The 8229-nt window shown below is 40.9% G+C and carries 6 protein-coding genes and 1 rRNA gene; all 7 read left to right on the forward strand.

Annotated features, from left to right (window positions below; all coding sequences use genetic code 11):
* Window positions 1-194 precede the first annotated feature (194 nt).
* Entirely contained in the window at window positions 195-1331 is a 1137-nt protein-coding gene (dnaN, locus tag ACP7A0_RS14910; protein WP_034660670.1) for a DNA polymerase III subunit beta, read from the forward strand.
* A 150-nt stretch (window positions 1332-1481) separates the two neighbouring features.
* Window positions 1482-1697, forward strand: coding sequence for a S4 domain-containing protein YaaA (gene yaaA / locus ACP7A0_RS14915; RefSeq protein ID WP_003215257.1), 216 nt, complete (start codon window positions 1482-1484; stop codon window positions 1695-1697).
* A 16-nt stretch (window positions 1698-1713) separates the two neighbouring features.
* Window positions 1714-2826, forward strand: coding sequence for a DNA replication/repair protein RecF (recF, locus tag ACP7A0_RS14920; protein WP_106038840.1), 1113 nt, complete (start codon window positions 1714-1716; stop codon window positions 2824-2826).
* Window positions 2827-2843: 17 nt separating this feature from the next.
* Complete coding sequence (remB, locus tag ACP7A0_RS14925) at window positions 2844-3089, forward strand: extracellular matrix regulator RemB (RefSeq protein WP_008360920.1); 246 nt, start codon at window positions 2844-2846, stop codon at window positions 3087-3089.
* Between the two features lie 57 nt (window positions 3090-3146).
* Complete coding sequence (gyrB, locus tag ACP7A0_RS14930; RefSeq protein ID WP_060597746.1) at window positions 3147-5063, forward strand: DNA topoisomerase (ATP-hydrolyzing) subunit B; 1917 nt, start codon at window positions 3147-3149, stop codon at window positions 5061-5063.
* Between the two features lie 232 nt (window positions 5064-5295).
* Window positions 5296-7800, forward strand: a complete 2505-nt coding sequence (gene gyrA, locus ACP7A0_RS14935; RefSeq protein WP_060597709.1) for a DNA gyrase subunit A — start codon at window positions 5296-5298, stop codon at window positions 7798-7800.
* 363 nt (window positions 7801-8163) lie between these two features.
* Window positions 8164-8229, forward strand: a 16S ribosomal RNA gene (locus ACP7A0_RS14940); the annotation flags it as partial.

Here is an 8229-nt window from a genome sequence, read left to right on the forward strand (position 1 = left end):
CAAGCTGATATAATAAGTACGGGAAAATGTGAATAACTAGAGCATAGTCATACACAGTCTGTCCACATGTGGATAGGCTGTCTTTCCTTTCTTTTTACCGACTTATCCACATATTCACAAGCCCTACTATTACTTCTACGATTTTATTAATAAAATATATATACATGTCATTAAGAAAATTTAGGAGGACCACTATGAAATTCACGATTCAAAAAGATCGCCTTGTCGAAAGTGTCCAAGATGTATTAAAGGCCGTATCCTCTAGAACAACGATACCTATTTTGACAGGGATTAAAATTGTTGCATCTGATGAGGGGGTTTCTCTCACAGGAAGCGACTCTGATATCTCAATTGAATCCTTTATTCCTCAAAGAGATGGAGATTTAGAAGTAATCACGATTGACCGTCCAGGGAGTATTGTGCTTCAGGCCCGCTTCTTTAGTGAAATTGTGAAGAAACTGCCAATGGCTACTGTCGAAATTGAAGTAGAACAAAATCACCTCACGATCATCCGTTCTGGTTCAGCGGAATTTAACTTAAACGGCTTAGATGCTGAGGAATATCCGCATCTGCCGCAAATTGAAGAGCATCATGCATTTCAAGTCCCGACAGATTTGCTTAAAAACTTAATTCGTCAAACCGTTTTTGCAGTGTCCACCTCAGAAACACGACCTATCTTGACAGGTGTAAACTGGAAGGTAGAGAAAGGTGAATTAATATGCACGGCGACGGATAGCCACCGTCTTGCTTTAAGAAAAGCGAAGTTGGATATTGACGAGGAAAGCTCATACAATGTCGTAATTCCAGGGAAGAGTTTAACAGAGCTAAGTAGAATCCTTGATGACGGACAAGATCTTGTGAGCATCGTGATTACAGAAACGCAAGTTCTCTTTAAAGCACAAAACGTGTTATTCTTCTCAAGATTGCTGGATGGTAATTATCCAGATACAGCTCGCCTGATCCCGCAGGAAAGTAAAACGGATGTCGTGGTCAACACGAAGGAATTCCTTCAAGCCATTGACCGTGCATCACTTTTGGCAAGAGAAGGACGCAATAATGTCGTAAAGCTGTCGGCTGATCCTGAACAAAGCCTTGAGATTTCTTCTAATTCACCTGAAATCGGTAAAGTAGTCGAAACGGTTCAAGCAGATGACATTAAAGGGGAGGACCTCAAAATCTCCTTCAGTCCAAAATATATGCTGGATGCGTTAAAAGTATTAGAGGGAACAGAAATTCATGTAAGCTTCACTGGTGCCATGAGACCGTTCCTGTTGCGCACGCCAAATGATGATTCAATCTTGCAGTTGATTCTCCCAGTCAGAACATATTAATCCAATCTAAATTAGCTGCTGTGTGAGTGCACAGCAGCTTTTCTTCTCGTTTACCATGCTTTCTTTCATCCTAGTTCGCTTTCCCCCTTTCCTTCTTGTCTTGTTTTTTAGTACAATTAGATATTAGTGATATTGAAAGAGGTCGATATAATGCCTAATCTTATAACCATTGAGAAAGAAATGATTACATTAGGGCAGTTTTTGAAATTAGCCGAAGTCATCCAATCTGGCGGAATGGCGAAATGGTTTTTAAGTGAACATGAGGTGTTCATTAATCAAGAGCCAGATAATAGACGGGGACGCAAACTATACCCAGGAGATGTTGTCGAGATAGAAGGTTATGGCACATTTCAAGTTGTGAATTAGAAACGGGTGACAATACATGTACATTCAAAGTCTGGCGTTAACTTCATACAGAAACTATGAACACACTGAGCTTCAATTCGACAACAAGGTGAATGTCATGATCGGTGAGAATGCCCAAGGTAAAACGAACTTGATGGAAGCGATCTATGTATTGTCGATGGCAAAGTCGCATCGTACGTCAAATGATAAAGAACTTATCCGATGGGACCAAGACTATGCTAAAATAGAAGGTAGAGTCATCAAAAAAAATGGTCCACTCCCAATGCAGCTCGTGATCTCAAAAAAAGGGAAAAAGGGCAAGGTCAATCACATTGAACAACAGAAGCTCAGTCATTATGTTGGTGCGTTAAACACCATCATGTTTGCACCAGAGGACTTAAGTCTTGTGAAGGGCAGCCCGCAAATCCGCAGAAGATTCCTCGATATGGAGATTGGACAAGTTTCTGCTGTCTATTTGCATGATTTATCGCTCTATCAAAAAATCCTCTCTCAGCGGAATCATTACTTGAAACAATTGCAGACAAGAAAGCAAACGGATCAAGCGATGCTGGAGGTTTTAACAGAGCAGTTGATTGATGCGGCAGTGAAAGTTGTCAAAAGACGACTGACTTTTACGAAACAGCTCGAGAAATGGGCGCAGCCGCTGCATTTTGGCATTTCTAGAGAGCTAGAAACACTCACGCTCCAATACCAGACTTCGATAGAGGTATCAGAAGCGTCAGACTTGTCGAAAATAAAGAATAGCTATGAAGAATCGTTTCAGAAACTAAGAGACAGAGAAATAGACCGAGGAGTGACACTGTGGGGACCTCACAGAGATGACCTTCTTTTCTTTGTGAATGGTCGGGATGTTCAGACATATGGCTCTCAAGGGCAGCAAAGAACAACAGCTCTTTCACTAAAGCTGGCAGAAATCGACCTGATACATGAAGAAATCGGAGAATATCCCATTCTTCTACTCGATGATGTTTTATCTGAACTTGATGATTACAGACAGTCTCATTTGCTCCATACCATTCAGGGACGTGTACAGACCTTCGTCACCACAACAAGTGTTGAAGGCATCGATCACGCCACCTTGAAAGAAGCGGAAATTTTCAGAGTAGCCAGTGGAAAAGTAATTGACTGATAAATGAGGTGTGAGTCTTGTATATTCATTTAGGTGATGATTGTGTTGTTTCTACACGAGAGATTGTCGCAATTGTTGATTACAAAATGAGGTCGTCTTCTGTTGTAGAAGAGTTTCTCCAAAAACAAGAAGAACAAATCATTTCGTTATCACAAGGAACACCCAAATCCATCGTCGTCACAACTGAATCTGTTTATTACTCTCCTCTTTCCTCAAGCACGCTCAAAAAACGTGCTTCATTTGTGATTGAAATTGAAGTCTAAAAGCTCAATTCATATAAATATATCGTTTAAGAAAAGTGTAGGTGAATGTACGTGGCAATGGAACAGCAACATAATAGTTATGATGAAAATCAGATACAGGTGCTCGAAGGACTAGAAGCTGTTAGAAAACGTCCAGGAATGTACATCGGGTCAACCAGTGCAAAAGGACTTCACCATCTTGTATGGGAAATTGTCGACAACAGTATTGATGAGGCTTTAGCTGGATATTGCACAGATATTACGGTGCAAATTGAAAAGGATAATAGCATTACAGTGAAAGATAATGGCCGCGGGATTCCGGTTGGGATTCATGAGAAAATGGGACGTCCTGCTGTAGAGGTCATTATGACTGTTCTTCACGCTGGCGGTAAATTTGACGGCAGCGGTTATAAAGTATCTGGCGGTCTGCATGGCGTAGGGGCATCTGTTGTTAATGCGTTATCTACGACCTTAGACGTGACCGTATATCGTGACGGGAAAATTCATTATCAACAATTCAAACGCGGTGTTCCAGCTGGAGATTTAGAGATCATTGGTGAAACAGATGTTACAGGGACAACCACTCATTTTGTGCCAGATCCAGAAATTTTTACTGAAACCATTGAATTTGATTACGACACACTTGCCAACCGTGTACGTGAGTTAGCTTTCTTAACAAAAGGTGTAAACATCATTATTGAAGATTTACGTGAAGGTAAAGAACGACGAAATGAATACTGCTATGAAGGCGGTATTAAGAGCTATGTAGAACATTTAAATCGCTCAAAAGAAGTCGTTCATGAAGAACCCGTTTACATCGAAGGTGAAAAAGACGGAATCACGATTGAAGTGGCATTACAATATAACGATTCCTATTCAAGCAACATCTATTCCTTCGCCAACAATATCAACACGTATGAAGGCGGAACGCACGAAGCAGGCTTTAAAACAGGTTTGACGCGTGTTATCAATGATTATGCTCGTAAAAATGGCGTATTCAAAGATGGAGACTCGAATTTGAGCGGTGAAGATGTGCGAGAAGGCTTAACAGCCATTATCTCCATCAAACATCCAGATCCTCAATTCGAAGGACAAACGAAGACAAAGCTTGGGAACTCAGAAGCAAGAACCATTACCGACTCCCTTTTCTCTGAAGCACTTGAGAAATTCCTCTTAGAGAATCCTGATGCTGCAAAGAAAATTGTGGAGAAAGGTGTGATGGCAGCTCGTGCGAGAATGGCTGCCAAAAAGGCACGTGAGCTGACAAGACGTAAAAGTGCACTGGAAGTCTCCAGCTTACCGGGGAAACTGGCGGACTGTTCTTCTAAAGACCCTTCCATCTCTGAACTCTATATCGTAGAGGGAGATTCTGCGGGCGGATCTGCTAAACAAGGCCGTGATCGTCACTTCCAAGCGATCTTACCGTTAAGAGGGAAGATCCTAAACGTTGAAAAAGCGCGACTAGATAAAATTCTATCGAACAACGAGGTTCGTTCAATGATTACAGCATTAGGAACTGGAATCGGAGAAGACTTCACTTTAGAGAAAGCTCGCTATCACAAAGTTGTGATCATGACGGATGCCGATGTGGATGGAGCGCACATTCGAACGCTGCTTTTAACATTCTTCTATCGCTACATGCGTGAAATTATTGAAAACGGTTATGTGTATATTGCACAGCCGCCTTTATATAAAGTGCAGCAAGGAAAACGTGTTGAGTACGTGTATAACGACAAACAGCTAGATGAGCTGTTAAAATCACTTCCTCAAACACCAAAACCTGGACTTCAGCGTTATAAAGGTCTTGGAGAGATGAATGCTACTCAGCTTTGGGAAACAACAATGGATCCTGATGCGAGAACACTTCTTCAAGTCACACTTGAGGATGCGATCGATGCTGATGAGACATTTGAAATGCTCATGGGAGATAAAGTAGAGCCGAGAAGAAACTTTATCGAAGAAAACGCGCAATACGTGAAAAACCTCGATATTTAGATAGATCCCTACTGAGAACAACCTTATTTCTTGTTTGGAATAAGGTTGTTTTTCAAGAAATAGGGGCGTATAACCAATGTCCTGTTTTTCCGTGTTTTCGTTGATTTTCTAGTAAATAAATGTGTATAAAGACGAGATTATTGATATAATGGAGAATAGTCTTGTGAAGATAAATACATATTTTACTCCCACATAATTTATTTCATGTGATACGTAAAGGGAGGTTCTTATAGTGAGTGAACAACATACACCAAATGTACGCGAAGTGAATATTAGTCAAGAAATGCGTACGTCCTTTTTAGATTATGCAATGAGTGTGATTGTGTCGCGTGCATTACCAGATGTGCGAGACGGATTAAAGCCCGTGCATCGAAGAATTTTGTATGCGATGAATGACCTAGGTATGACAAGTGATAAACCATTTAAGAAATCTGCACGTATCGTTGGGGAAGTTATCGGTAAGTATCACCCTCACGGTGACAGCGCTGTATACGAAGCAATGGTTCGTATGGCGCAAGACTTCAACTATCGTTATATGTTAGTTGATGGTCATGGAAACTTTGGTTCAGTCGATGGAGACGGAGCAGCGGCGATGCGTTATACCGAGGCGCGTCTATCGAAGATTTCTATGGAAATCCTCCGTGATATCACAAAGGACACCATTGATTATCAAGATAACTATGACGGCAGTGAAAGAGAGCCAATGGTGATGCCTGCAAGATTCCCGAACTTATTGGTCAACGGAGCGACAGGAATTGCTGTAGGAATGGCGACCAATATTCCGCCGCACCAATTAGGTGAAGTGATTGACGGGGTATTGGCCATCAGTCAAAACCCGGAAATGACAACACAGGAGCTTATGGATATCATCCCAGGGCCAGATTTCCCAACAGCAGGTCAAATCATTGGCCGAAGTGGTATTCGAAAGGCGTATGAAACAGGGCGCGGCTCTATTACATTAAGAGCAAAATCGAATATTGAGGAAACATCTAGCGGTAAACAGCGCATTGTTATCAATGAGATCCCGTACCAAGTCAACAAAGCCCGTTTGATTGAAAAAATTGCTGATCTTGTGCGTGATAAAAAGATTGATGGCATTACAGATTTGCGTGATGAATCAGATCGTAATGGTATGCGTATTGTCATTGAACTGCGAAGAGACGCAAACGTCCATGTTCTATTAAACAATCTTTATAAACAAACGACACTTCAAACGTCATTTGGTATCAACTTATTAGCACTTGTTGATGGACAGCCGAAAGTCTTGTCCCTCAAACAATGTCTTGAGTATTATCTAGAGCATCAAAAAGTGATCATTCGCAGAAGAACGGCGTATGAGCTGCGTAAAGCAGAAGCAAGAGCACACATTTTAGAAGGCCTCAGAATTGCACTTGATCACTTAGATGAAGTCATTGCTTTAATTAGAGGCTCTCAAACTGCGGAAATTGCTAGAAATGGTTTGATGGAAAACTATAGCTTGTCTGAAAAACAGGCACAGGCCATTCTTGATATGCGACTTCAGCGTTTGACTGGCCTAGAACGAGAAAAGATAGAAGATGAATATAAAGGACTTGTTGATTTGATTGCTGAATTAAAAGCCATTTTAGCAGACAATGAGAAAGTACTTGAAATCATTAGAGAAGAATTAACAGAAATTAAAGAACGCTTCAATGATACGCGTCGGACTGAAATTGTGACAGCGGGTATTGAAACAATTGAAGACGAAGATTTGATTCCTGTTGAGAACATCGTGATTACGCTGACGCATAATGGTTATATCAAGCGTCTCCCTGCATCAACATACCGCAGTCAAAAAAGAGGCGGTAAAGGTGTCCAAGGAATGGGAACCAACGAAGATGATTTCGTTGAACAGTTGATTTCAACATCGACCCACGATACGATTCTTTTCTTCTCTAATAAAGGGAAGGTTTATCGTGCGAAAGGGTATGAGATTCCTGAATTCGGACGGACAGCGAAAGGGATTCCGATCATTAACCTTCTTGAAGTAGAAAAGGGAGAATGGATTAACGCCATTATTCCAGTAAGCGAATTTGATGAAAATTCGTATCTCTTCTTTACAACAAGACACGGTGTATCAAAACGGACGACATTGTCTCAGTTTGCTAACATTCGAAACAACGGTCTTATTGCACTCAGCCTTCGTGACGAAGATGAACTGATGGCTGTTCGTTTAACCAATGGAGAAAAACAAATCATCATTGGAACGAAAAAGGGGATGCTGATCCGTTTTGACGAGACAGATGTTCGTGAAATGGGACGTACGGCAGCTGGAGTGAAAGGTATCACACTTTCCGAAGATGACATTGTCGTGGGTATGGAAATCCTTGAGCCAGATGCAAACGTATTGATTGTAACTGAAAAAGGATATGGCAAACTAACCCCTGAAAAAGAATACCGTGTTCAAAGTCGTGGAGGTAAAGGTCTTAAAACGTGCAAAATCACTGATAACAATGGTCCGCTTGTCACAGTGAAGGCAACTAATGCTGAAGCCGAAGAAGACTTGATGATTATTACAGGAAGCGGTGTAATCATTCGTATGGCCGTTTCTGACATTTCGACAACAGGTCGAGTCACTCAAGGTGTCCGCCTAATCCGCCTCGGTGATGAGGAACATGTCGCTACAGTGGCATTAGTTGAACAATCACAAGAAGACGATGAAGAGATTAGTGAAGAGAACGTAGAAAATATAGAGTCAGATCAAGAGCAACCTGAGTAAAATGAAGCCGGTTCTTCACCGGCTTTATTTTTTTTTGAAAAAACATCATTTTTTTTGAAATTTATAATGCTTTTTTCATAGATATGTGTTAATCTTTCAAAGGAGCAAAAAGAGGCTCTATTTTTTATCTCATTCTCAGTAAAAACTTCTTAAAAAAACAAAATGTTTTTTAAGAAAAATGTTGACTGTTGATAGAGATACATGATATATTTAAGTGGTCGCTTTAAGAGAGTGGCACACAAGTTCTTTGAAAACTAAACAAGACAAAACGTACCTGTTAATTCGAGTTTTTATAAAAAAATCCTATGATACATCATAGGTAGTCAGTCAAACTGGCGAAAAACAAAACTTCGGTTTTGTACTTTTTCGGAGAGTTTGATCCTGGCTCAGGACGAACGCTGGCGGCGTGCCTAATACATGCAAGTCGAG

The organism is Bacillus sp. DWP3-1 (genome assembly GCF_049896565.1).
In the GTDB taxonomy this organism is placed as follows: Bacteria; Bacillota; Bacilli; order Bacillales; family Bacillaceae; genus Bacillus.

What these genes read in the sequence shown, in the direction of transcription:
- gyrB (WP_060597746.1), top strand. Translation starts at nt 3,147, where the DNA reads ATGGAACAGCAACATAATAGTTATGATGAAAATCAGATACAGGTGCTC.
- dnaN (WP_034660670.1), top strand. Translation starts at nt 195, where the DNA reads ATGAAATTCACGATTCAAAAAGATCGCCTTGTCGAAAGTGTCCAAGAT.
- yaaA (WP_003215257.1), top strand. Translation starts at nt 1,482, where the DNA reads ATGCCTAATCTTATAACCATTGAGAAAGAAATGATTACATTAGGGCAG.
- recF (WP_106038840.1), top strand. Translation starts at nt 1,714, where the DNA reads ATGTACATTCAAAGTCTGGCGTTAACTTCATACAGAAACTATGAACAC.